Genomic DNA, 20,730 nt, shown 5'->3' with positions numbered 1-20,730 from the left:
GAATCCGGCGAGCAGCGAGGGGAACACATCGGCCAGGGAACCCGTACCGTAACGGGGCGCGTCGAACACGAGGCTCAGGATGTCAAGTCCGGTGCGGCACAAGCAAGTCCGTTACGCCTGGCCGGTCTCGAAGCGGGCGACCTTGCCGTCGCGCACGGTGAACCGCCAGCTGGTGCGCATCGAACCCCAGCGGGAGTTGGTGTAGTCGGCGACCAGCGCGGTGCCGCCGTCGTCGATGGACTCGACGTTCATGTGGCCGTTGCTGCCGAAGACCTCCGAGTCGGTCCACTGCCCGACATTGCGTTCCACGCCGTCGTCGGACATGGTCGCGTCGTCGGTGAGCGCGGCGAAGAGCCGGTCCTGGTCGTTGGCGTTGAGCGCGTCGACGAATTCCTGCACCACGGGATCTAGCTCAGTCATCTGGTTATTCCTTTCGGATCAGGTGGCGGAGCATGAGCGATTAGTCAGCAAATCTCTGGCGTCCACTGTAGGGCAGAACACGGAACGACGCCGGGATGGCTGTGCTGTTGCCGCGCGCCGCCTGCTGGTAGACAAGAACCCGTGACCGCGCAGCGTGCATTCCGGTTCGGTGTCAACATGGTGACCCCGGACTCCCGGGCCAACTGGATCGAAAAATGCCGCAGGGCCGAGGAACTGGGTTTCGACGTGATCGGTGTCGCCGATCATCTCGGCTGCCCGGCGCCGTTTCCGTCGATGATCCTGGCCGCGGCGGTGACCGAGCGGGTCCGGTTGAACACGTTCGTGCTCAATGCCCCCTTCTACAATCCGGTGCTGCTGGCCCGCGACATCGCCGGCGCTGATCAGTTGACCGACGGGCGGGTGGAGATCGGGCTGGGCGCGGGGTACGTGCAGGCCGAATTCGAGGCCGCCGGTATCCCTTTCGAGAGTGGCGGCAAGCGGGTCGATCATCTCGAGCGCACGGTAACCACGTTGCGCACGTTGTTCTCCGATCCGGAGTATCAGCCGCGCCCGGCACAGCCGTCGGGACCGCCGCTGCTGATCGCGGGGTGGGGCAACCGGATCCTGCGGCTGGCCGCCGAGCACGCCGACATCATCGCGTTTCCCGGTGCATCGGCGACCGAGAACGGCGGACCACTGCATCTGGCCGGGGTCGGCGAGATGAGTGAGAAGGTCGAATACGTGCGCGGTTTGCTCGGGAATCGCGCCGACAACGTCGAATTCAACATCCTGATCCAGCGCGTAGTGCCACCGGAAGAACGCACCGCAGTCCTGGAGTTATTCGGCCCCGCGTTACCCGACGACGTCGCCGACAACCCCGAAGAGCTGCCGACGCTGCTGATCGGCACACCCGAGGAGATCGCCGAGCGCGTACGCGCGCATCGAGATCGCTACGGCTTCAGCTACATCACCGTGCTCGAGCACTCCATGGAACAGTTCGCCCCGGTAATCGAACTGCTGCGCTGAGGATCGCTGGCGGGGCGGCTATCTCGCCGCCGGTGGCCCGGCGCAGGTGTGAGACATCGGCTTTTGAGGGTGCTGGTGGAGACGGCGCGATCACCGCTGACCGCGACGTTGCCCATGCGGGTTTCGTTCCAGCAGCCGCCAGGAGCGAAGTCCACGCCCTCACCCTGCCCGTGCAGGATTCGGTCGCCGCACGACCGCATGATGGACGCGTTCCACCGCGGCAACTGGGCCATCTCGCAACGTCAGCCATCCTGCGGCACGCCTCTGCAAGGTCGCGTCGCATGAATCGCGTCAGCACGTCACCGTCGCGCAGGGCGTAGTCGGTCGAGTCGCGCCGCATGGGTCGAGTCGCGCCGCACCACTTCTGATTTCCCGCACCGAGATTTGCATGCGATTTTCGGTGCGGGAAATCAGAAGGCGTGCGGCTGTGATCGTCAACCTGCGCGCGTGCGCCTGCGGTCATGTGAGCGACTACCTGTCGAGCCGTCAGCGGATCGGGCGGTGGAGCAGAACACATACTTTGCCGACTCGGTCGACAAAGTATTCGTGCGGCAAGCTGATAGCCGCGGAGGTGGCGTCGCCGCGTGGGTCGGGTCGCGTGGGTCGGGTCGCGTGGGTCGGGTCGCGTGGGTCGGGTCGCGCCGCACTACTTCTGATTTCCCGCACCGAGATTTGCATGCGATTTTCGGTGCGGGAGATCAGAAGTGGTGCGGCTGCGCCCCTCGATCTGTAGGTGTGCGGCTGTGGGCGAGTGAGTGCTTGCCTGTCGAGCCGTCGGCGATGAGCGCGAGCGGATCGGTCGGCGGAGCAGGATCTCGCCGAATCCGCCCGGCAATTGTTGCACGGCAATCAGATAGCCGTGGGACGGTGACGTCGCCGGGGCCGGTCAGGGCAGCAGCTGTGCGGCGGGGACCTCGCGGGTCAGGGTAGTGGGTCGATGATGACGCGGGCGTCGAGTTGGCGCAGTTTTTTCGGGCGTGCGGTCAGGCAGGGCCAGTCGCGGGTGATCGCTTCGTGGGTTGCTTGGCTGGCGGGCAGGAGGGCTTCGGCGTTGGCGCTGCCGGTGAGGGCGGTGCCGAGGCGTTCGGCGGCGGCGCGATCGAGGATCGGGACGATGGTGTGCGGTAGTTCGAGGAGCGCTTCGAGGATGTCGAGGCGGTCGGCGGGGATGTGGGCGCGGGCGACGCCGAGGACGGTGGCGGGCACGACGATCGTGTTGCCCGCGTTGACGGTTGCCCAGACCACGGCTTGGGCGTAGTTGGCTTGGTTGGCGAACCCGATGACGGCGGCGGTGTCGAACACGACACCGCCCAGCGCCGCGGTGATCACGCGGCGCCGGCGTGCGGTCCGCCTGCCTCTTCCTCGGATAACGGGGGTAAGCCCTGCGCGGCGCGCGCACGGTTGATCAGGTCCAGCGGCGGCCGGCCGCCGAGGACCTGCTCGAGCTTGGCCAGCGACTGCGTGCGGTTGATCCGCGCCTGGACGGCTTCGGCGACGAACGCCGACACCGAGTCGATGCGGCCGTTCCCGCGCCAGGCTTCCAGGGTCGCGAGCAGTTCTTCGGGCAGCGTGACGGTGACTTTCCGTGTTTTCTGCTCCCGCGACGGCATAGGAAGACTGTATCGCGGCTGAGTTCCGTCAGCGAGGGGTTGTTGTGTCCGAGCGGGCTGGGTGGGCTTGTGTCCGAGCAAAGGGCTGTGTTTCCGCGAGTGCAGGTCAGCGACCTTATTTGCTGTGATCTACGTCACATTACCGTGGGTATTTTGTCGGTACTCGATGGCATGGTGTCCCTATGCCTTTCGCCGAATCCGCCGTTCCCGCCGATGTCATCCGAGTCCTCGGTGCCAGTGAGCACAACCTGCGCAATGTGTCGCTGGAGATCCCCAAGAACAAGATCACGGTGTTCACCGGGGTGTCCGGTTCGGGCAAGTCCTCGATCGTGTTCGACACGATCGCGGTGGAGTCGCAGCGTCAGCTCTACGCGACGTTTCCGGCGTTCATCCTGAACTTCCTGCCGCGCTATGAGCGTCCGCATGCCGAGGCGATGGAGAACCTGACCGCGCCGGTGATCATCGATCAGCAGCCGGTCGGCGGCGGGCCGCGCTCGACGGTCGGGACGATGACCGACATCTTCTCGATGGTGCGGGCGATGTTCGCCCGATTCGGTTCGCCCTCGGCGGGTTTCGTCTACAACTACTCGTTCAACGTGCCGCAGGGAATGTGCCCGGACTGCGACGGTCTCGGCGTCTCGGTGCGCGCGGATCCGGATCGGCTGCTGGATCGGACCAAGTCGCTCAACGAAGGCGCGATCCTGCTGCCCGGCTACAGCGTGGGCGGCGGCGAGTGGCAGATGTACGGCAGTTCGGGGCGCTTCGATCCGGACAAGAAGATCGCCGACTACTCCGCGGTCGAGGTGCAGGATCTGCTCTACGGGGCCGGCGGCAAGGTGGAGCTGGCCTTCGCGAAGGGGACGTGGAAGGCGAACTACGAGGGCATCGCCGCGAAGTTCACCCGCACCCGGCTGCAACGCGACACCTCCGGGCTGAGCGAGAAGACGCGCGAGCAGATCCGCCAGTTCCTGACCGAGGGCATCTGCCCGACCTGCCACGGCGCCCGGCTCAACGCCGAAGCGCTGGCCACGAAGATCAACGACCGCAATATCGCCGACTGGGCCGGGTTGCAGATCACCGACCTGATGGTGGTGCTCGAGGAGATCACCGATCCGGCCGCGGCCGGGCTGGCCGCCGCGATCCGGACCTCGTTGCAGCGGGTGACCGATATCGGGCTGGGCTATCTGAGCCTGGATCGGCCGACCTCGACGCTGTCCGGTGGTGAGGGGCAGCGGTTGAAGATGATCAAGCATCTGTCGAGCACGTTGATCGGGATGACCTACATCTTCGACGAACCGAGCGTCGGGTTGCATCCGCGGGATGTGGGGCGGTTGAACGATCTGCTGAAGGCGTTGCGGGACAAGGGCAATACGGTGCTGGTGGTCGAGCACGATCCCGATGTCATCCAGATCGCCGATCACATCGTCGATGTCGGGCCGCGGGCCGGCGCGCACGGCGGGCAGGTGGTCTTCGAGGGCAGTTTCGCGGAATTGCGGGCGGCCGATACGCCGACCGGGGCCGGGTTGCGGCGGCAGTTCGCGGTGAAGGACACCTTCCGGGCGGGCACGGGTGAGTTGCGGATCGAGCATGCGAGCGTGCACAACCTCAAGGATGTGAGCGTCGGGATTCCGACCGGCGTGCTGACCTCGATCACCGGGGTGGCGGGTTCGGGCAAGAGCAGTCTGATCCGGGATGTGTTCGTGGTCGAGCATCCGGAGGTGATCTTCGTCGACCAGTCGGCGATCGGTGCGTCCTCGCGGTCCACGCCGGCGACGTATCTGGGGTTGCTGGATCCCATCCGCAAGCTGTTCGCCAAGGCGACCGGTGAGTCGCCGGGGCTGTTCAGTTTCAATTCCGCCGGCGCGTGCAAGCAGTGCGAGGGCCGCGGGGTGATCATCACCGAGATCGCCTACATGGACCCGGTCACCACCCACTGCGATGCCTGCGACGGGCGCCGCTTCTCCGACGACGTGCTCGCACTCACCTTGCGCGGCAAGTCGATCGCCGACGTGCTGGAGATGACCGCGGAGGAAGCGCTGGAGTTCTTCCCGGAGAAGGCACTCAATGCCAAGTTGCGCACCATGAACGAGGTCGGCCTCGACTATCTGAGCCTCGGTCAGGCGATGAGCACGTTGTCCGGCGGTGAGCGTCAGCGGATCAAACTCGCCACGCAACTGGGCAATACCGGTTCGGTGTATGTGCTCGACGAACCAACAACCGGCTTGCACATGTCCGACGTGGACACCTTGCTCGCGCTGCTCGATGGCCTGGTGGAGCGCGGCAACACGGTGATCGTCATCGAACACAACCTCGACGTCGTCGCCCACTCCGACTGGGTGATCGACCTCGGCCCCGACGGCGGCAAGGCAGGCGGCGAAGTCGTCTTCACCGGAACCCCCGCCGCGCTCCTCGACGACCCGGTCTCGCTGACCGGCGAGTACCTGCGCAAATACAAAGCGGCCTAACGGTCCAGGTGCCCGCCGTCCGAGTAGACGGCGGGCCACTGAACGACAGCCGCACACCTTCTGATCTCCCGCACACCGACTCGCCGCCCCGCCGCGCGCTCGGATGTCAGAAGGTGTGCGGCTGCCGGCGTCTTCGCCCCGCACATCACAGAATCCCCTGCGACATCCGGCCCCGTTTCGAGCGGTGATCAGGCATGGACTGGGTATCTCGCTGCCAGCGGTTGCCTCCTGAGTAACTAGGAGTACGCTCAGAAATGAGTCCACTCATTATTGGGAGGTGCCGCAGATGATGACCACGCCCGAGGCGGTGCAAGCCGGCCGCCGGCTGCGCAACATGCAGGACAAGCAGGCCCGGATCTTCGAGGCCGCGGCGGCGTTGTTCGCCGAGCGTGGATTCGACAGCGTGACCACTCAGCAGATCTCCGATCGCGCGGATGTGGCGGCCGGGACGTTGTTCCGGTACGCCTCGTCCAAGGGCGAGCTGCTGCTGATGGTCTACAACGAGGAATTCCGCACCGCCCTGGAACTGGGCGAACAGGAATCCCGCTCGGAACACGATCCGGCACAGGCAGTTCTGGCCATGGTGCGCCCGATCGTCGACGCCGCGGCCAGCCGCGTCGAGAACACGGTCGCCTATCAGCGCGAGTTGCTGTTCGGCGCACCGACCGAGCAGTACCGCGCCGAAGGGCTGGCCTTGGTCGCGCGGCTGGAGTCGATGATCGCCGAACGACTCACCGCGGCAGTCTCGGCCGACGATAAGGACGAGCAGGATCTGTTCGCCCGTGCATTGCTGACCGGCCGCAGTGTGTTCGCTGTGCTGCATCTCATCCTGGCTCAACCATCGACGGGCGCGCATCCCGGCCGCGACGCGACCGATGACCTGCGTGACCAGATCGCCCAGATCGTCGCGGGTTTCTTCGCCTCGATCCAGTGATGTGGACGCCGAGGGGCGAACCTCGCCTCCGGCAGGAAGGAAATCATCATGACCATCCGCAAGGTGACCGTGCTCGGCACCGGTGTGCTCGGTTCGCAGATCGCATTCCAGACCGCGTTCCACGGTTTCGAGGTCACGGCCTACGACATCGACGACGACGCGGTGAAGGCCGCGCACGATCGTTTCACCAAGCTGGTCGCGATCTACCGCGACGAGGTCGAGGGCGCCGGTGACGGCAAGGCCGAGAAAGCCGCCGACGCCATCGCACTGACCGCCGATCTCGCCGAGGCCGTCAAGGACGCCGACCTCGTCATCGAGGCCGTCCCCGAGGTGCTGAAGATCAAGCAGGAGACCTACCGGAAGCTGGCCGAGCTGGCCCCGCAGCGCACCATTTTCGCCACCAACTCCTCGACCTTGCTGCCGAGCGATCTGAAGGATTCCACCGGCCGCCTCGATCGTTTCCTGGCCCTGCATTTCGCCAACGACGTGTGGCGCTACAACACCGCCGAGGTGATGGGCACCAAGGACACCGACCCGGAGGTCTTCCACGCGGTCGCCGAGTTCGCCGCCGCGATCGGCATGGTCCCGATCGAATTGCACAAGGAGAAGGCCGGTTACGTGGTCAACTCGCTGCTCGTGCCGCTGCTGAACGCGGCGATGGGGCTGAGCGCGGGCGGTTACGCCGACCCGGAGTCGGTCGACAAGACCTGGCGCATCGCCACCGGCGCCCCGTTCGGCCCGTTCCAGATGATCGACGTGATCGGGCTCAACACCCCCTACAACATCCTGGCCAACGGCGACGAGGACGCCAAGAAGCTCGCCGCGTGGCTCGAGGACAACTACATCGACCAGGGCAAGCTCGGCGTGTCCAGCGGTGAAGGTTTCTACAAGTACTCGTAATCGCAAGCGCGGCAAGTCATTCCGAACCAGCACCAGGAGAGGAGACCGATGTACTACAGCAGCGGCAACTACGAGGCCTTCGCCCGGCCGCGCAAACCGGAGGGCGTGGAGCACAAGACGGCGTGGTTCGTCGGGGCGGGGCTGGCCTCGATGTCGGGTGCGGCGTTCCTGATCCGCGACGGGCAGATGTCGGGTGATCAGATCACCGTGTTCGAGCGGTTGAAGCTGCCCGGCGGCGCACTCGACGGCATCAAGGAGCCGAAGAAAGGGTTCGTGATCCGCGGCGGGCGCGAGATGGAGAACCATTTCGAATGCCTGTGGGATCTGTTCCGCTCGGTGCCCTCGATCGAGATCGACGGGGCCAGCGTGCTCGACGAGTTCTATTGGCTGAACAAGGACGACCCGAATTCCTCGTTGCAGCGCGCGACCGAGAAACGCGGTCAGGACGCGCACACCGACGGGCTGTTCACGCTGAGCAACAAGGCGCAGAAGGACATGGTCAAGGTGTTCCTCGCCGCGCCGGAGGAGATGGAGAACAAGCGGATCGACGAGGTCTTCGGCGAGGACTTCCTGCAAAGCAATTTCTGGATGTACTGGCGCACGATGTTCGCGTTCGAGGAATGGCACAGCGCGCTGGAGATGAAGCTGTATCTGCATCGCTTCATCCATCACATCGGCGGGCTGCCGGACTTCTCGGCGTTGAAGTTCACCAAGTACAACCAGTACGAGTCGCTGGTGCTGCCGCTGTATCGGTGGCTGCTCGATCAGGGGGTGAGTTTCCGGTTCGACACCGAGATCACCGATATCGACTTCGACCTCACCGCAGATCGCAAGCAGGCCACCAAGATTCACTGGATTTCCGAAGGCGCCGAGGGTGCGGTGGAGCTGGGCGAGAACGATCTGGTGTTCACCACGATCGGCTCGCTGACGGAGAACTCCGACGACGGCGATCACCACACCCCGGCGAAACTGCTCGACGGTCCCGCGCCGGCGTGGGATCTGTGGCGGCGCATCGCGGCCAAGGACCCTTCGTTCGGGCATCCGGACGTGTTCGGCGGGCATATCGAGCAGACGAAATGGGAGTCGGCGACCGTCACCACCCTCGATGAGAAGATCCCGGGGCATATCCAGAAGATCTGTAAGCGGGATCCGTTCAGCGGCAAGGTCGTCACCGGCGGCATCGTGACCGTGCGGGATTCGAGCTGGCTGATGAGCTGGACGGTGAACCGGCAGCCACATTTCAAGCAGCAGCCCAAGGATCAGATCGTGGTCTGGATCTACTCGCTGTTCGTCGACGTGCCCGGCGATTACGTGAAGAAGCCGATGAGCGAATGCACCGGCGAGGAAATCACCAGGGAATGGCTGTACCACATGGGTGTGCCGGAAGCGGAAATCGCTGAGCTGGCCGCGAATTCGGCGAAATGCGTGCCGGTGATGATGCCATATGTGACGGCGTTCTTCATGCCGCGCCAGGCCGGCGATCGGCCGAACGTGGTGCCGGACGGTGCGGTGAACTTCGCGTTCATCGGCCAGTTCGCCGAGTCGACCCGCGACTGCATCTTCACCACCGAGTACTCGGTGCGCACGGCGATGGAGGCGAGTTATCAGCTGCTCGGTATCGAGCGCGGGGTGCCGGAGGTCTACAACTCGACCTTCGACGTGCGCAAGCTACTGGCCGCCACGAGCCGACTACGCGACGGGGACGAACTGCATATCCCCGGGCCGGAGATCGTGCGCAAGAAGTTGATGAAGAAGTTGGAGTCGACCGAGATCGGGGTCATGCTCGAGGAGTACGGGCTGGTCGGAGACCCGAAGTAGCACTGTCGAGCAGGCTCGGTTCCGTTGGGGCCGAGCCTGTTTCGTGCCGAGCGAGCGGCCTCGCGCGCCGGCCCGTGACCCGGAAGAAGCCGGTGAGGTTAGGGTGCATACGTTGTGCCGTGCATCGCAGGAGGAATCAGGCATGAATATTGTCCCGCCGTCGACCACTACGCAGTGGCACGGATTCCTGCGGAGCTACAGCTCCGAGTTTCCGGACTCGGAGTTCATGCGCAGCATGGCCGAGGACGGCCGCGCGGACCAATTCCTCAGTGCGGCCCAGCGCAGCGCCGGGTGGCTCGGCTACGAACCGGCGAGTGCGGACGAGATCCTGGCTGCCGAGCAGCGGCTCGGCGTAGGGCTCCCGCCGACCTACCGGAACTTCCTGGCGACCAGCAACGGCTGGAATACGATCTCCTACGCCGTCGACCTGCTCACCGCGGACGAGATCGGCTGGTTTCCCGCCCTGGAATCCGAACTCATGGCGGCGTGGTCGGGGTCGAGCTTCGAAGAGCTCTTCCCCCTGCTCGAGCGGTGCCTGCTGGTGTCGAACGACGACGGCGGCAGCGGTCAGTATCTGCTGTTGCACGCCGCCGACGTCGCGGCCGACGGAGAGTGGACCGCTTACGAGTGGTGGCCGGGCGACGGAGACGACCCCGAACGGTACGACAACTTCGCCGTACTGATCGCGAGCCTGTGGGAAAGCGCCGTCGAGTCCGACTGAGAAGTTAATGGTCCTGCTCACCTCGAGCGTCGACACCATGGTGTTCGTCGGGGCGCGGCAGACCACGTGCCGACGATCGGCGACGCCGAGGCCTGCCCGTCCGCGACTCAGGTGTGGTCGCTGAATTCCTGGGTGCCGGTGATACGCAGCAGTTCCAAGGCCGAGGCCGCGGGAGTGTTGGGAGCAGCGGAGTAGAACACGACGGTTTGGTCGGTGTCGGGCACAAGCAGGGTGTCGCATTCCAGTACCAGCGTGCCGAGTTCGGGGTGGGTGATGGTCTTGGTGGCGCTGCGCCACTGCGCGGCGGATCGTTCGCGCCAGAGTTGTTCGAAATCGGCGCTGCGAGAACGCAGTTCGGCGATAAGCCGATCCAGGTCCGGGTCGGTGGGATAGCGGGCCTTGGCGCTGCGCAGGGTGCCGACACCGTAGGCGGCGACCATCCGGAACTCTTCGGGGCTGAAACGCACCCGGGCCGATTCCGTGCCGAGGAAGCATTCGCGGATCATGTTGCGCCGGGCCGGCGGCAGAGCGGAGAAGTCGCCGAGCAGCGCGGCGGCCATCGGATTCCAGGCCAGCACATCACCTTTGGCCGACATCACCAGTGTCGGCAGGTCCACCATCCGGTCCAGCAGCCGTAACACGCTGGGGCGCACCACCTGGGCGATCCGCCCGGCCTGGGGCGGTGCCGATCCAGCAAGCTGGAACAGCAGGTCGCGGTCGTCGTCACTCAACCGCAGGGCACGGGAGAGGGCGGCGAGCACGGAGGTGGAGGGACGCGGTCCACGTCCCTGCTCGAGCCGCACCACATAGTCGACGCTGAGACCGGCCAGCTGGGCGACCTCTTCGCGACGCAGTCCGGGGACCTGGCGGCGCGGGCCCGCGGGCAGGCCGACGTCGCGCGGCTGTATCCGGGTGCGCGCCTGACGCAGCAGCGCCGCGAGTTCCGAACGGTCCATCCCTCGATCATCCCGCAGACGCTCGGCCCGGGGGTGGTACCACCGGTCCCAGGACATGCCAGCCCTTCCCGGGGACGACGGCCGGGCCGAGGCTGGGTGCATGAACGCAACGACAACGGCTCTGGTGACCGGAGCCAACAAGGGACTCGGCCACGAAACGGTGCGCAGGCTCGGCGAGCTCGGCTGGCAGGTCTTCCTGGGCGCCCGGGATGCCGAGCGCGGCAAGCAGGCGGTCGCCGAGTTCAGCGAGCAGGGGTTGAACGTCGAATTCGTGCACCTCGATGTCACCTCTGTCGACTCGATCACCGCGGCGGTCGACACGATCCGCGAGACCGCCGGACGACTGGACGTGCTGATCAACAACGCCGGCATTTCCGGCGGATTCGCCGACGCGCCGGAGCAGATCCAGGCCGCGCACTTGCGCGAGGTCTACGAGACCAACGTCTTCGCCCCGGTCCAGGTGACCCACGCGTTCCTGCCGCTGCTGCGCGCCGCCGAGCAGCCCCGCATCGTGATGGTGTCGAGCGGAATGGGCTCCCTGACCATCACCTCGGACCCGAACCGCCTCGAATCCACCCTGGTGAACCTGCCCTACACCTCATCCAAAACGGCCTTGAACATGATCACCTCGCAATACGCGCGAGCCCTGCCCGGCATCAAGGTCAACGCCGCCGACCCCGGTTACACCGCAACAGATTTCAACGCCCACGCCGGCTACCAAACCCTCATCGAAGGCACCGACGCCATCCTCCACCTCGCCACCCTCGGCCCCGACGGCCCGACCGGCGGCTACTTCGACCGCGAAGGTCCACTGCCCTGGTGAATCGAGCAGCGACGACGGGCAGTGGCCGTGCACCCACGGAAATGTCCCGTGGGGCTGAAAGCAAGCACCGCCCATGGCAACCCGTGACTCAGCGGGACGTCACGGTGGGCCTTCTCGCACTTCGCCGCCATCATGTCCCGTTGGCCACGATCATCGTGCAGTCCAACCGATTCCGGTGCCCTCGGAACGTTCCTGTCAGGCCGGTACGAGGTTGTTGCCCGGACGCTGGCTGTTTCGAGCGTGCCTCGGTAGTCCGGCCAGTCGCTGGCTGCCATGGGTGCTACTCAGCGGGACATCACGGCGGCGGTACTCGCATCTTGCCGCGGTCAGGTCCCGTTCAGCGGGCGCCGCCGTTGACGTAGAGGGTTTGGCCGCTGACGTAGGAGGCTTCGTCGCTGGCGAGGAAGGCGATGACGGCGGCGACCTCGTCGGGTTGGCCGACGCGGCCGAGGGGGGTGCGTTCGGCGACGGAGTGTTGCAGGTCCTCGGGGGACATGCCGACGCGTTCGGCGGTGGCGTCGGTCATCGCGGTGGCGATGTAGCCGGGGGCGACGGCGTTGACGTTGATGTTGTATTGGCCGAGTTCGATGGCGAGGGTGGCGGTCAGGCCCTGGATGCCTGCCTTGGCGGCGGCGTAGTTGGCTTGGCCGCGGTTGCCGAGGGCCGAGCGGCTCGACAGGGACACGATCTTTCCGTAGCGCTGGGCGACCATGTATTTCTGGGCGGCCTGCGAGCAGTGGTAGACGCCGGTCAGGTTGACCGACAGCACGGCGTTCCAGTCGTCTTCGGAGAGTTTGAAGAACAGGTTGTCGCGGGTGATGCCGGCGTTGTTCACCAGGATCTGCGGGTCACCGAGTTCGGCGGCGACCTGCTCGAAGACCGACTGCACCGAGTCCCGGTCGGTGACGTCGCAGACGTAGCCGCGCGCGGTGCCGCCGGCGCGGCTGATCTGTTCGAGGGTGGTGTCGGGGGTGTTGCGGTCGAGCACCGCGACGCGGGCTCCCTCGACCGCGAACTTCAATGCGGTGGCCGCGCCGATGCCCTGCGCCGCGCCGGTTACCACGGCAACCTTGTCGGTGAAACGGTCCATGGATTCGTTCTCCTCTCAGAACGCGCAGCGGGCGCGGCCGGCTGATTGGCAGGCTAGCGACGCGGAAACTCGCGGTGCAAGTCTGCGAGGTCGGTGGTGCGGTGAAAGTGGTTCGACGAGGCGAGGATTCGGGGCGGAGCCGTCGAGAGGACCTGGTCGCTCAGCCGGCGTCGGCGACCGGCCCGAGTTCTTCGGCGAGCCACTGCGGGAATTCGGTGAGATCGGCGAGGATCACGTCGGCACCAGCGGCGCGCAGTTCCTCCGCATCACACGGCCCGGTGGTGACACCGACCGCGAGCACACCGGCTGCCCGCGCCCCGCGCATGTCACCGACATGATCGCCGACGTAAATGCTCGCCCGCTCCTGCGTGAGCACAGTGGCTTTGTCCGCCGACCACAGGTCACCGGCGAGCCGGTCGATCCGCCAACCGAGTTCATCGATGTGCAACTGCGCAAGCGGCCCGTGCTTGCCGGTGACCACCAGCACCCGCCCACCACGTTCCTCGATCGCGCCCAGCGCGTCCTGCGCCCCCGGCATCGCGGGAATACTCGACACGATGCTCGGATACAGCTGCCGATACCGGGTGACCATCGCCGGCACCAACTCCTCGGGCGCACCCGCCTCGGCCAGCATCATGGCCAGCGGCGGCCCGAGCCGTTCGGCGAAATCGGCGCCACGCACCGGCACATCGAACTCCGCGGCCAGCAGGTCGATGGCGCGGCTGACGCCCGGTCGCGAGTCGATCAGCGTCATATCCAGGTCGAAACCCACCGTCCACGTCACCACCCGACCCTATCCGCCCCGCCGGTGCTCCCGGTGATCGGTTCAGCCGTGCTGGGCGAGCGGATCGGAATGGGCGTCGAGCGCATCGAGCACCGCGTCGCCGTGGGCCCTGGCCCACTCGGTGAGTGTGTGGATCGGATCGATCAGTGTCGCGCCGAGCGCGGTGAGCTCGTATTCGACCCGGGGCGGCACCTCGGCATAGGCGTGGCGACGCACGAGTCCGTGCGATTCGAGCCGCCGAAGTGTCTGCGTGAGCACCTTGCGGGAGATGCCGCCGATCAACTCGATCAGCTCGCCGTGGCGCACCGGTCCCTTGCTGAGGCCGGCCAGCACGACCACCGTCCATTTGTCGGCGATCAGCTCGACCGCGAGCCGGGCCGGGCAGTCGGCGAGAAAGGGATCGCTCATGCCGCCTAAGGTACCTACCGGTTCCTGTCGGATACCTAGCGTCGGTTTCATGCGAATCATCACCCAGCAGAAACTCGGCGGTCCCGACGTGCTCACCATCGTGGACGCGCCTGAGCCCCAACCACTTCCGACCGAGGTCCTGGTCCGGGTCAAGGCGATCGGCCTGAATCCGCTGGAGGCGCGGCTGCGCGCGGGCGAATTCCCGTTGCTCGGCCCGCCGCCGTTCGTCCTCGGTTGGGACATCAGCGGCGTGGTCGAGGACGCGCCGCGGACCTGGCGATTCCGGCCCGGCGACGAGGTGTTCGGCATGCCGCTGTTCCCGCGCGCGGCCCAGGCATATGCCGAATTCGTGGCGGCGCCGGCGTTGCATCTGGTGCGCAAGCCGGCCGCGCTGTCGCATGTCGAAGCGGCGGCGTTGCCGATCGTGGGGCTGACGGCGTGGCAGGGCTTGGTCGATCTCGGCGGTGTCACCGAGGGTGATCGGGTGCTGATCCACGGCGGTGGCGGCGGGGTCGGCCATGTCGCGGTCCAGATCGCGAAAGCGCTCGGCGCGCACGTGATCGCGACTGCCGGTGCGAGCAAACGGGAGTTCGTCGAGGGGTTCGGCGCCGATGCGGTAATCGACTATGCGACGGTCGATTTCGCCGAGGTGGTCCGCGATATCGATGTTGTACTCGACACGATCGGTGGCGACTCTGCCGAGCGGTCGCTCGGGGTGCTGCGACCGGGTGGGCATCTGGTTACGGCGGTGGCCGAGGAAGATGCGCAGCTCGCCGACCGATGTGCGGCGGCCGGCGTGCGTTTCAGTGGTATCGCGGTCGACCCGGATCCGATCGCGTTGCGTGGTCTTGTCGGGCTCGTCGAGCGAGGTGAGTTGCGGGTTCATGTGCAGGAGACGTTCCCGTTCGAACGCGTCGCCGACGCCCATCGGGTGCTCGACGGCGGTCACCTGCGGGGCAAGGTCGTGCTCACCGTCTGATCGCTTGTGGTTGCAATCGTTGATCGGCCCTTCGCCGCGATTCAGGTGCGCGCGTAAGTGGTTGGCGGGCAGCGGGCTTCAGCGAAGATCACGTAGGTGGCCTAGGGTCGAGGGAAGGACGGTAGCGGCCGGAGGGGTAGTCATGGGGCATGTCGAGCACAGTGCGACGTGTGGAGCGCCGGTGGAGTTCGCGTTCGCCTACGTCGCGGACTACCGGAATGTGCCGGAGTGGATGTTCGGTATCCGGGACTTCACTCCGGTGGGGGAGCAGACCTCCGGTGTCGGAGCGGTCTTCGACACCGCCCTGCATCTCGGGCCGACCACGCTGAAGTTGCGTGCGGACACGACCGAATGGGTCGACGGATCGCGGGTGACTATGCGTGCGATCAAAGGCATCGAAGGGTCCGTCCGCTGGGACTTCGAGTCGCTCGGTGCGGAACGGACGAAGGTCAGTGCGACGGCCGACTATCGAGTCCCCGGTGGTCTGGCCGGGCGCGCTCTCGACCGGGTGATTCAGGCGTTCATCGGACCCGCGATCCGGCATACCGAAAAGCATCTGCGCGAGAAGATCGAAACCAGTTATCGGGAGTCGCTGAGTAAGGACAGCTGAGATCGGTTCGATTCGCGCGAGTGAACGGAGTCCGGAGACTTCGAAGGCAGGTTCCGGGTCCCCCTCGTGGTCGGCTATATCGCGGTCCAGATCGCGACAGCGCTCGGTGTGCACGCATGGCCCTGCGACGTCGGCTCGCCTTTACCGCTTCTGCGTGGAAGACGAACCGTGTGGCACTCGCGCGCGGACACGAAGGCCGACACCGCGAGTCGCAGCAAGCCGTCACATCAGACAGGTGTCGGCCGGGCCGACTGCGTATGCCTGAATCGCGCGGCGGTGATTCACGTGGAACCGCTGATGCAGGCGATGAATTATCAAGCGCACCAACGTGGTTCGAACCGAATGCGGCAGTGGATGCATGTCTGCATCGACCGCAACACTGGAGTTGAATGCGGCTGCGACGGCGGGTTTCTCCGTCGAGTGCGGCCGATCGGATCGGTTGGTCAAGCGGAACAGTCGCGCGCGCAACGTTGCGCCACCTGCCATCGAGGACCGTGAACGATCGCGATCGACTCTGCCAGGCGCGTGGTTTCAGTGCCGCGCCCCGAACACGGCCCGGTCTGAGGACGGTCAGCAACGTTGTGGTCCTGGCGGTGTCGGTGGAGGTCGGGCCGTGGCTGTTACCGGCGTGGGACATGTTCGTGGTGCGGATCGGCGGGATGGGTGCCTCAATGTGCTGCCGATCGTTGATCGAGGCCCCGGTTGATCAGGAGCACTGCTCGAGCCTCGCCGCTCGGGACGATGATGCAGTGCTTATGCGTCGTGAGGACATCGGTGTTCGGTGACCGTAAAGTTCGGCGCATGGCGTTCCAACTCGAGCTGCGGCCGACTCCACCGTTGCAGTTGACGCCGGAATGCTTGGTGCACACCGGAATCGCGCGATTGTTCGTCACCGGCATGCTCGTCCAGGGTTCCGGCGCCCCACCCGAACAGTTCGGGTTCTTCATCCCCACCGCGACCCCGCTGCCCGCGACGGCACCCGAGCCGCAGCTGCTGGCCGAGGCGTCGCTGATGACCGGCATCGCCACCTCGATCTCCGGCAACTTCCCGTTCGGTGTTGAGCACGTTCAGGCCACGTACCTGCCCGACCCGCGCGGCGGCACCGACCGCTGGCTCTACCTCAGTGGTGCCGCGCATGTCGGCCGCGAGATCCGCATCGGCTACCGGGTGACGGTCGTGACAGGGTGAACGACCCGCCCGCAGGGTGACGATCGCACGTCCTGCCTCAACCGCCAGGCCATCAAGCTCGGCGATACCAGCCGACCCGCGGCAGGTATCGGGCGCCGGGGTGTCGTCGAGGATATGCCAGGAGCGGCAAATCGGCGGGTTCATCCCGGTAGCGGGTCGACGCTTGCCTGTTTCGTCGTTGTGGTGAGGTAGCGGTGCAGCGATGGATTCGGATCCTGGTTCGCGCGTGAGGTCTCCGCTTCCGCATGCGCGCAGCAGGCGGGCATAGTCGATCCGGTCGCAGGGCCAGGCCGCTGGCCGGCTGATACGGTCCGGAAGGTCGATCGCGGAAGACCCAGATGCGGAGGTGCGCTCTCGCGACGCTTACTTCTGAGATCTCGCCACCGCAGTGCCACGATCCACCGAAGGGCCAGCGCCGTCGCGACGAGCACCGCGCTCGTGGTGACACCGAGCCCGGCTGCCGCGGCAGTAGCTTGCCCGGTCCAGACCACCTGGCCGGTATATAGGCGAAGGGCCAGATCCAGTGGTTGCCAGGTCACGTCCTGTTGAGGTCCGCCGATCCAGGGCGCCATGCGCAGCGACAGCGACGCCGCCTCGCCGATCCCGCCTGCCAGGACGACACCTATCAAGGGTGCGAACGGGTTTTCCTCGGTTTTGTCGGAGGTCGTGCTGTTGCGGTTCATGTCAGGCCAATCCCTTGCGTCTATCGCCGGATCTGGTTGTGCTGCAGATTGTTTCGCCGATACTCAGAACTCAAGGATCGCGGGGGCAACGTCCGGGCCGGTCCGGTCCGGATCCGGGAAACCGCTACGGACAGCGGCGTGGGAGGAATCGACCGGCGCTCGGTCTCCACGGTGTATCGGATCCCGTACGCCGACAACAAAGTTCGCGAACGACGACGTCTGGGCACCCACCCCGGCTAGGGTGGCTCCGGAGCCGGTCGCGACCGGCCCGAGCGAGGTATGGGGTTGGGATATAACGACATCGAGGGGGCCGCTCGAGGACGTCTACTACGACCAATTCCCCGCCCGAGGTGTTCGCCGCCATGAACCATCACCTGCGGTCACTGTCCGTGCGCAATGCGGCCGAATCCACACTGCCGCACAGCAAAAGCCGAGATCCGAATCCGACCGACCACGAGCGCGGCCGGCGTACAAGCCGCCCGCGACATCCACGCCGGGCCGGTCCTAACCGCTAAGAGGACAACGTATATGGCGCTACGACGGTATAAGCTGCGACCCGACCTCGGCTACGGTGCCTTTCTTTCCTACAGCGGTGATCGTGACCGCGCGTTGCTGCCGAAGCTGCAGAAAGCGATGGAAACGCTGCCTCGTCGTTGGTACCGGCCACCGATCACGCGAACGTTTCTCGACTACAGCGGAGTCTCCATCGGACCGACCCTGTGGGAAAAGATCACTACGGGTCTGGCAAAGTCGGATTGGCTGGTCGTGTGTGCCTCTCCTGAGGCTCAGCGGTCCGAATGGGTCGATCGCGAGATCGAGTGGTGGCTCGACAACCGCTCGGTAAACAGCATCCTGCTCGTGGTCACCGATGGCGCGCTGGTCTGGGACAAGAAGGCCAACGACTGGGATCGCGAACAGTCGACAGCGCTTCCCCCGCGGTTACTCGGTCGATACCCGACACAGCCGGTCTGGAAGACGGTGACGTGGCGCGGACCCGACAAGACAGGTCCTGACATCGACAGTGCCGCAGTCAGCATCACGGCGGTCGTGCGTGGAATTCGGGAAGATGACCTGCATTCGGAAGGATTGCGGGAGACACGCAGAAATCTACGGTGGGCTATGTCGGCCGTGGCAGTGCTGGCGGTACTGACCCTTGTCGCCACTCTGACCGCCCGAGTCGCGGTTGTCCAGCGCAACCACGCACGCGATCTCGCCGCCGAGAGCCTTGCCGCTCGGCTCGTGCAGGACGCGCACCAGCAATTCACCACCGTGGGCTGGGGCAGCTATCGGCGGGCTGTCCTGGAGGTGCTTGCCGCACAACACTTTTCGCCAGAACTGGTCGAAGGCGCGGTGATCGACGCGCAATACCGTACGCAAGGTCTGGCCAAGATCGTCGATTTGGGCCCAGGCGGGGAAGTGGCGTCTATCAGTCCGGACGGGCACTGGCTGGCTACCGGGTACCCCGACGGCTTGGTGCGGTTGTGGGACGTCGGTTCGGCGGTGGCCCTCGACATGCCCGGTCGTGGGACTCGTCGAGTCCGCGCGGTCGCGGTGACCCCGGACGGTCGGCGGGTTGTGGTCGGCGACGACAAGGGCGGTGTGCAGGTGTGGGATGTCGCGCACCACACAGTCATCGATGCTCCGCACCGCAGTGCGGGGTCGGTGGCGAGTGTAGCCATTACGCCCGACGGTCGACGCGTGGTCGCCGGGGATGGGAAGGGGACGGTGTGGTTATGGGATGTCGACGGTGGAGATTTCGCCGCCGGTCCCATGCATGCCGCTGAGTCGATCGCCGCGGTGACCGTCAGCGAGGATGGTCGCGGGGTGGCCGTCGGAGACAACGGTGGCGTAGTGCAGGTCTGGGATACGGCATCGGGAGCGGTTTCCGCGATGCCGGGCGGCGGCACGTATGCGATCTCGGCGGTCGCCATCTCCTCCGACACCCAGTGGATATCGGCAGGCGACGACCATGGTGACGTGCGGGCTTGGGATCGCACGCAAAATGCGGTGGCGGCGATGCCCAACCGCGATCCCAGTTCGATCACCGCATTGGCTGTCACGGCGCAGGGGCATCGCGTGCTCAGCGGCAACGAGTCGGGTGTCTTGCGTCGCTGGGATGTCGAATCCGATGCTGTCGCCACCGCTTTCTACACGGCATCGAGCGCGATTCTCGATATGACGCCTGCCTCCGACGGGGACCGCGTCGCAGTCGTCGACTTAGGCGGTGGCATCCGTCTGTGGGACTCCGCCACATCGACGACGACACCGATTCCGGCCGGGTTCGGCGCTGGTGGCGAAGTCGCCGTTGTCGCCGTGTGCCCGGATGCGCAGCGAGCTGTGGCCGGGGGACCAGACGGCAGTGTCGTGGTGTGGAATCCGCGAGATCAGACGATCGTCGCCAGCGCCCACCCGGCAGATGCCGGAATACGCGCCGTGGCTATCAGCGCGGCCGCACCACGCGCGGCGGTCGCGGATGCGCGGGGCGGTGTCTGGCTGTGGGACACCGAGTCCGGAAAAATGCGGGCTATGCCAGGCGTAGGTGACGCCGCTGTATGGAGCCTCGCCCTCACGCCTGATGGCGGGTGGTTGGTGACAGCGGATGTGGCGGGGACGGTTCGATGGTGGGGCGCCGATTCGGGTCAACTGGTGACGATGCGCGGCGCCGACCCGAATGTCTTGCGGTCGGTATCGATCGATGCCGCCGGTGATCGGGTCGCCATCGGCGGGACCGATGGCACCGTCCAGATTTGGGAGCCTCAGCGGGACAAGACCATCGCCATTCCGAATAAGGATCCAGTTCCGGTCCAGGCTGTCGCGATAACGCCCGACGGCAGTCGGGTGGTGGCCGGCGACACGGCCGGTTCGATTCAATACTGGGACATCACCTCTGGCCGCGTCAGCCTGATGCCCAGTGCCGACGCTGTCCCGGTGTGGGGTGTCGCGGTAAGTGCCGATGGACGTCGGGCGGCCAGTACCGATGGTGTCGGCATGGTCCGGCTATGGGATACCGATCATCGGCAGGCCACTACGGCAGTGGTCAGCCGCTATTTGAGCCCGGCCAGAAGCGTGAGCTTCGATTCGGTGAGCGGTTCACTCGTGACCGGCACCGCGAACGGCGTAGGCAGGATCGAGTCGCTGTCGGCGAAGCCGGCCGAGTTGTGTGCCAGGCTGATGACAACCATGAGTACAGCCGAGTGGCGAATCTGGGTATCGAACGACTCCGGTTTCGCCCGAGTCGAACTGTGCGACGGTCTGCGAGAGCCTGCCTGATCCCGCAAACGCTGTCAGAGACCGACCACATAGGGGCTGCAAGGC

Annotated in this window: 19 protein-coding genes and 1 pseudogene; 12 read left to right on the top strand and 8 right to left on the bottom strand. The window is 65.9% G+C overall.

The annotated features are described in order from the left end of the window. Positions 1-111 precede the first annotated feature (111 nt). Complete coding sequence (locus F3087_RS09645) at positions 112-420, bottom strand: nuclear transport factor 2-like protein (RefSeq protein WP_150401486.1); 309 nt, start codon at positions 418-420, stop codon at positions 112-114. Between the two features lie 141 nt (positions 421-561). On the opposite strand from F3087_RS09645, the gene F3087_RS09640 reads away from it, so the two are divergent. Continuing rightward, a complete protein-coding gene (locus F3087_RS09640) occupies positions 562-1,446 on the top strand; it encodes an LLM class F420-dependent oxidoreductase (protein WP_150401485.1) in 885 nt (294 codons plus the stop codon). A 921-nt stretch (positions 1,447-2,367) separates the two neighbouring features. Here the strand turns inward: F3087_RS09640 and F3087_RS09635 are convergent. Both F3087_RS09635 and F3087_RS09630 read right to left on the bottom strand, forming a co-directional pair. After that, the gene (locus tag F3087_RS09635) at positions 2,368-2,775 is read right to left on the bottom strand and encodes a hypothetical protein (RefSeq protein ID WP_150401484.1); all 408 of its coding nucleotides are present in this window, start codon (positions 2,773-2,775) and stop codon (positions 2,368-2,370) included. Continuing rightward, positions 2,772-3,056: a ribbon-helix-helix domain-containing protein gene (locus F3087_RS09630; RefSeq protein WP_150401483.1), complete on the bottom strand. Its 285-nt coding sequence runs from the start codon at positions 3,054-3,056 to the stop codon at positions 2,772-2,774. The genes F3087_RS09635 and F3087_RS09630 overlap by 4 nt, the downstream gene beginning before the upstream one ends. 182 nt (positions 3,057-3,238) lie before the next feature. Here F3087_RS09630 and F3087_RS09625 point away from each other — a divergent pair, with 182 nt between their 5' ends. From F3087_RS09625 to F3087_RS09605, 5 genes are all read left to right on the top strand, one after another. Further along, complete coding sequence (locus F3087_RS09625) at positions 3,239-5,521, top strand: ATP-binding cassette domain-containing protein (RefSeq protein ID WP_150401482.1); 2,283 nt, start codon at positions 3,239-3,241, stop codon at positions 5,519-5,521. A 286-nt stretch (positions 5,522-5,807) separates the two neighbouring features. Further along, a complete protein-coding gene (locus F3087_RS09620) occupies positions 5,808-6,455 on the top strand; it encodes a TetR/AcrR family transcriptional regulator (RefSeq protein ID WP_223884955.1) in 648 nt (215 codons plus the stop codon). A gap of 48 nt (positions 6,456-6,503) precedes the next feature. Beyond that, entirely contained in the window at positions 6,504-7,355 is an 852-nt protein-coding gene (locus F3087_RS09615) for a 3-hydroxyacyl-CoA dehydrogenase (protein ID WP_223884954.1), read from the top strand. Positions 7,356-7,403: 48 nt separating this feature from the next. Further along, entirely contained in the window at positions 7,404-9,173 is a 1,770-nt protein-coding gene (locus F3087_RS09610) for an oleate hydratase (protein WP_150401480.1), read from the top strand. Positions 9,174-9,315: 142 nt separating this feature from the next. Beyond that, positions 9,316-9,894 carry an SMI1/KNR4 family protein gene (locus tag F3087_RS09605; protein ID WP_150401479.1) on the top strand — a complete coding sequence of 193 codons (579 nt, stop codon included), beginning with the start codon at positions 9,316-9,318 and terminating at the stop codon, positions 9,892-9,894. Positions 9,895-10,001: 107 nt separating this feature from the next. Here the strand turns inward: F3087_RS09605 and F3087_RS09600 are convergent, their stop codons facing one another. Continuing rightward, on the bottom strand, positions 10,002-10,850 hold the full coding sequence (locus F3087_RS09600; protein WP_150401478.1) for a helix-turn-helix transcriptional regulator: 849 nt from the start codon (positions 10,848-10,850) through the stop codon (positions 10,002-10,004). Positions 10,851-10,950: 100 nt separating this feature from the next. Between F3087_RS09600 and F3087_RS09595 the strand changes: the two genes are divergently transcribed. Then, positions 10,951-11,673: an SDR family oxidoreductase gene (locus tag F3087_RS09595; RefSeq protein ID WP_150401477.1), complete on the top strand. Its 723-nt coding sequence runs from the start codon at positions 10,951-10,953 to the stop codon at positions 11,671-11,673. A gap of 337 nt (positions 11,674-12,010) precedes the next feature. Here the strand turns inward: F3087_RS09595 and fabG are convergent, their stop codons facing one another. The 3 genes from fabG to F3087_RS09580 all read right to left on the bottom strand — a co-directional run bounded on the left by fabG (position 12,011) and on the right by F3087_RS09580 (position 13,955). Next, on the bottom strand, positions 12,011-12,763 hold the full coding sequence (gene fabG / locus F3087_RS09590; protein WP_150401476.1) for a 3-oxoacyl-ACP reductase FabG: 753 nt from the start codon (positions 12,761-12,763) through the stop codon (positions 12,011-12,013). 160 nt (positions 12,764-12,923) lie between these two features. Then, entirely contained in the window at positions 12,924-13,547 is a 624-nt protein-coding gene (locus tag F3087_RS09585) for an HAD family hydrolase (RefSeq protein ID WP_191093872.1), read from the bottom strand. 42 nt (positions 13,548-13,589) lie between these two features. Next, positions 13,590-13,955, bottom strand: a complete 366-nt coding sequence (locus tag F3087_RS09580) for a winged helix-turn-helix transcriptional regulator (RefSeq protein ID WP_150401474.1) — start codon at positions 13,953-13,955, stop codon at positions 13,590-13,592. A gap of 49 nt (positions 13,956-14,004) precedes the next feature. Between F3087_RS09580 and F3087_RS09575 the strand changes: the two genes are divergently transcribed. The 3 genes from F3087_RS09575 to F3087_RS09565 all read left to right on the top strand — a co-directional run bounded on the left by F3087_RS09575 (position 14,005) and on the right by F3087_RS09565 (position 16,732). Next, positions 14,005-14,934 (top strand): NADP-dependent oxidoreductase, encoded by a 930-nt coding sequence (locus F3087_RS09575; RefSeq protein WP_150401473.1) that lies wholly within the window; start codon positions 14,005-14,007, stop codon positions 14,932-14,934. Continuing rightward, entirely contained in the window at positions 14,840-15,544 is a 705-nt protein-coding gene (locus tag F3087_RS45875) for an SRPBCC family protein (RefSeq protein WP_150401472.1), read from the top strand. Before F3087_RS09575 ends, F3087_RS45875 begins: the two co-directional genes overlap by 95 nt. 801 nt (positions 15,545-16,345) lie before the next feature. After that, on the top strand, positions 16,346-16,732 hold the full coding sequence (locus F3087_RS09565; RefSeq protein ID WP_150401471.1) for a hypothetical protein: 387 nt from the start codon (positions 16,346-16,348) through the stop codon (positions 16,730-16,732). A gap of 140 nt (positions 16,733-16,872) precedes the next feature. Here F3087_RS09565 and F3087_RS09560 read toward each other — a convergent pair whose 3' ends face one another. Continuing rightward, entirely contained in the window at positions 16,873-17,415 is a 543-nt protein-coding gene (locus F3087_RS09560; protein ID WP_150401470.1) for a hypothetical protein, read from the bottom strand. Positions 17,416-17,811: 396 nt separating this feature from the next. Between F3087_RS09560 and F3087_RS47405 the strand changes: the two are divergent. After that, positions 17,812-18,270 (top strand): annotated as a pseudogene (locus tag F3087_RS47405) (toll/interleukin-1 receptor domain-containing protein); the annotation flags it as partial. 264 nt (positions 18,271-18,534) lie between these two features. Then, positions 18,535-20,685: a WD40 repeat domain-containing protein gene (locus F3087_RS09555; protein WP_223885022.1), complete on the top strand. Its 2,151-nt coding sequence runs from the start codon at positions 18,535-18,537 to the stop codon at positions 20,683-20,685. Positions 20,686-20,730 lie beyond the last annotated feature (45 nt).

It is taken from the genome of Nocardia colli (genome assembly GCF_008704205.1).
GTDB lineage: Bacteria > Actinomycetota > Actinomycetes > Mycobacteriales > Mycobacteriaceae > Nocardia > Nocardia colli.
This window is presented reverse-complemented; position numbering and strand designations above follow the sequence as displayed.

Excerpts from the sequence above, each read along its gene's own strand:
- F3087_RS09575 (WP_150401473.1), top strand. The coding sequence starts at position 14,005 with ATGCGAATCATCACCCAGCAGAAACTCGGCGGTCCCGACGTGCTCACC.
- F3087_RS09580 (WP_150401474.1), bottom strand. The coding sequence starts at position 13,955 with ATGAGCGATCCCTTTCTCGCCGACTGCCCGGCCCGGCTCGCGGTCGAG.
- F3087_RS09625 (WP_150401482.1), top strand. The coding sequence starts at position 3,239 with ATGCCTTTCGCCGAATCCGCCGTTCCCGCCGATGTCATCCGAGTCCTC.
- F3087_RS09645 (WP_150401486.1), bottom strand. The coding sequence starts at position 420 with ATGACTGAGCTAGATCCCGTGGTGCAGGAATTCGTCGACGCGCTCAAC.
- F3087_RS09610 (WP_150401480.1), top strand. The coding sequence starts at position 7,404 with ATGTACTACAGCAGCGGCAACTACGAGGCCTTCGCCCGGCCGCGCAAA.
- fabG (WP_150401476.1), bottom strand. The coding sequence starts at position 12,763 with ATGGACCGTTTCACCGACAAGGTTGCCGTGGTAACCGGCGCGGCGCAG.
- F3087_RS09630 (WP_150401483.1), bottom strand. The coding sequence starts at position 3,056 with ATGCCGTCGCGGGAGCAGAAAACACGGAAAGTCACCGTCACGCTGCCC.
- F3087_RS09565 (WP_150401471.1), top strand. The coding sequence starts at position 16,346 with ATGGCGTTCCAACTCGAGCTGCGGCCGACTCCACCGTTGCAGTTGACG.
- F3087_RS09600 (WP_150401478.1), bottom strand. The coding sequence starts at position 10,850 with ATGGACCGTTCGGAACTCGCGGCGCTGCTGCGTCAGGCGCGCACCCGG.
- F3087_RS09620 (WP_223884955.1), top strand. The coding sequence starts at position 5,808 with ATGATGACCACGCCCGAGGCGGTGCAAGCCGGCCGCCGGCTGCGCAAC.
- F3087_RS09595 (WP_150401477.1), top strand. The coding sequence starts at position 10,951 with ATGAACGCAACGACAACGGCTCTGGTGACCGGAGCCAACAAGGGACTC.
- F3087_RS09605 (WP_150401479.1), top strand. The coding sequence starts at position 9,316 with ATGAATATTGTCCCGCCGTCGACCACTACGCAGTGGCACGGATTCCTG.
- F3087_RS45875 (WP_150401472.1), top strand. The coding sequence starts at position 14,840 with ATGTGCAGGAGACGTTCCCGTTCGAACGCGTCGCCGACGCCCATCGGG.
- F3087_RS09615 (WP_223884954.1), top strand. The coding sequence starts at position 6,504 with ATGACCATCCGCAAGGTGACCGTGCTCGGCACCGGTGTGCTCGGTTCG.
- F3087_RS09555 (WP_223885022.1), top strand. The coding sequence starts at position 18,535 with ATGTCGGCCGTGGCAGTGCTGGCGGTACTGACCCTTGTCGCCACTCTG.
- F3087_RS09560 (WP_150401470.1), bottom strand. The coding sequence starts at position 17,415 with ATGAACCGCAACAGCACGACCTCCGACAAAACCGAGGAAAACCCGTTC.